The sequence below is a fragment of the Variovorax sp. 01T439_2 genome, assembly GCF_056398445.1.
In genome coordinates this window covers 1-2,634 of the sequence record NZ_JBFTPJ010000841.1, presented here as the reverse complement: position 1 = coordinate 2,634, position 2,634 = coordinate 1, and the positions used below count along the sequence as shown (strand labels likewise).

Genomic DNA, 2,634 nt, shown 5'->3' with positions numbered 1-2,634 from the left:
GTGGTGACCAAGCCCTTCGACTGGGAAGGCGGTCGCCGCATGACCAACGCCGACGCCGGCCTGGCCGAGCTCGAGGCCAACGTCGACTCGCTGATCGTGGTGCTCAATGAGAAGCTGCTCGACGTGCTGGGCGAGGACATCACACAGGACGAAGCTTTCGCGCACGCCAACGACGTGCTCAAGAACGCCGTCGGCGGCATCTCGGAAATCATCAACGAGTACGGCGGCGTGAACGTCGACTTCGAAGACGTGCGCACCGTGATGGGCGAGCCCGGCAAGGCCATGATGGGCACGGCGGCCGCTGCAGGCCCGGACCGCGCGCGCATCGCCGCCGAGCAGGCCGTGGCCTGCCCGCTGCTCGAAGGCATCGACCTCTCGGGCGCCAAGGGCGTGCTGGTGCTGGTGACCGCATCGAAGGGCTCGCTGAAGCTGAACGAGTCGAAGCTCGCGATGAACACCATCCGCGCTTATGCCTCGCCCGATGCGCACGTGATCTACGGCGCGGCCTACGACGAGAGCCTGGGCGACCARATGCGCGTGACGGTGGTCGCCACCGGTCTCTCGCGCGCCGATGCGCGCCGCCAGGCCCCCACGCTCGAAGTGATCCGCACCGGCACCGACAACATCCCGTTCAACGTGCCCACGCTCGGCGCCGGCCATGCGGGCCACGCCGGCCACGGCGGCGGCAACCAGCCGAACTACGACGGCATGGCCGTTCCCAGCGTGTGGCGCACCAACCGCACCATGGCCGCGGCCAAGGTGGACGCGCTGTCGTCGGGCGGCATGGACGACTTCGAGATCCCGGCATTCCTGCGCCGTCAAGCCGATTGACGGCAGGGCAACCGAACGCAGAGGGCACGAAGGTTCGCAAGGGGTGCGGGGAAGACCTGAAAGGGACTTCTGCCGGCTCTAGGCGCTGCGTTCGCTTCGTGCCCCTTGCGTCCATCGCCGGCCGGTGGGCATAGAACCCATGTCTATCGCTGCCATAGCGAGGGGAATAGGGCGGCATGGCCGCCGCGCGCCTAAAATCTTCGGCGTGCTGCAACAACGAACCCTCAAGTCGATCAGCCGCGCCGTGGGCGTGGGGCTTCACAGCGGACAGCGCGTGGAGCTGACGCTGCGCCCCGCACCGGTGGACACCGGCATCGTGTTCCGGCGCGTCGACCTGCCCGAGCCGGTCGACATCCGCATGACCGCCGAAGCGGTGACCGACACGCGCCTGGCCTCCACCGTCTCGACCGGCGGCGCCAAGGTGCAGACGGTCGAGCACCTGATGTCGGCCTGCGCGGGCCTGGGCATCGACAACCTCTACATCGACATCACGGCCGACGAAGTGCCGATCCTCGACGGGTCGGCCTCGTCCTTCGTGTTCCTGCTGCAAAGCGCGGGCATCGAGCTGCAGAAGGCGCCGCGCCGCTTCATCCGCGTGACGCGCAAGGTCGAGGTGCGCGAGGGCGAGGGCGCCAACGAGAAGTGGGCGAGCCTGGAGCCCTACCACGGCTACAAGCTGAGCTTCGAGATCGACTTCGACCACCGCGTGGTCAATTCCACCGRCCAGCGCGTGGAGTTCGACCTCGGCACCGATTCCTACAGCCGCGACATCGCACGCGCGCGCACCTTCGGCTTCACCAAGGAAGTCRAATACATGCGCAGCAAGGGCCTCGCGCTCGGCGGCGGCCTGGACAACGCCATCGTGATGGACGACACCAAGGTGCTCAATGCCGGGGGCCTGCGCTACGACGACGAGTTCGTGAAGCACAAGATCCTCGACGCCATGGGCGACCTGTACATCATCGGCAAGCCGCTGCTCGCGGCCTACACCGCATTCCGCTCAGGCCACGCGCTCAACAACAAGCTGCTGCGCGAACTGCTGGCCCACAGCGATGCCTACGAGGTCGTCACCTTCGAAGACGAAAAGCGCGCACCGCGCGGCTTCGGCGAAGTGGCGCGGGCCTGGTAGGCCGCGTTCGGCAATGCTTCTCTTCCGCTGGGCCATCCTGCTGCTCCTGCTGGTGGCGGGCGTGTCGTTCGCGTTCTATGCGGGAACGGGCCAGGCCAAGTACCGGAGCTTCGGCTGGATCGTGCTCAAGTGGACGCTGCTCGCGGCCTTCGGCTTTTTTGCGGTGCTGATCGCCGAACGCGTGGTGTAGCTTTATTCCTCCCGCATTCGCATGTCCGGAAACGGCATGCCGGACGGAGGCGGCGGGCGCACGATGGCGCCATGAACACACACCCTGAACATTCCACGAGGAATCCGTTCGGCGTGCAGGACGCGCCGGACCCGGACGGTCCCGACGTGGACGCATTCGCCGACAGCATCGAACTGGGCGGCGGCGCCGACGACCCGAACGCGCAACGCTGGGGGTCGGTCACCGAAGAGCTTCCCGACTCGATCGCGGGCGCGTGGTCGAGCCGATGGAACGGCGGCGCGGACCCGGCCATGCCAGGCGACACCGCACAGGACTGGAAGGAAGGCAAGGCGATGGCCAAGGTGGCCGGCGGCCGCTTCTACCTGCTGTTCGACTGGAACGGCGGCAAGCGCCAGGCCCTGCTCGACGTCCGGTACATCGGGCCCGACACACTGGTCGGCCGCTACATCAACCTGGGCAGCCCGGAGATCACGCGGCCCTGGGT

The 2,634-nt window shown here is 67.5% G+C and carries 4 protein-coding genes; all 4 read left to right on the top strand.

Translation table 11 applies throughout. From position 1 onward, the window contains the following. Positions 1 to 831: cell division protein FtsZ (locus AC1DOC_RS28610; protein WP_478131014.1), on the top strand; the 831-nt coding region annotated here is incomplete at its 5' end. Positions 832 to 1,036: 205 nt separating this feature from the next. Continuing rightward, positions 1,037 to 1,960, top strand: coding sequence for a UDP-3-O-acyl-N-acetylglucosamine deacetylase (gene lpxC / locus AC1DOC_RS28605; RefSeq protein WP_478131013.1), 924 nt, complete (start codon positions 1,037 to 1,039; stop codon positions 1,958 to 1,960). A 13-nt stretch (positions 1,961 to 1,973) separates the two neighbouring features. Further along, positions 1,974 to 2,150: a hypothetical protein gene (locus AC1DOC_RS28600; protein ID WP_018903635.1), complete on the top strand. Its 177-nt coding sequence runs from the start codon at positions 1,974 to 1,976 to the stop codon at positions 2,148 to 2,150. Between the two features lie 71 nt (positions 2,151 to 2,221). After that, on the top strand, positions 2,222 to 2,634 hold a 413-nt coding region (locus AC1DOC_RS28595; RefSeq protein WP_478131012.1), incomplete at its 3' end, for a hypothetical protein.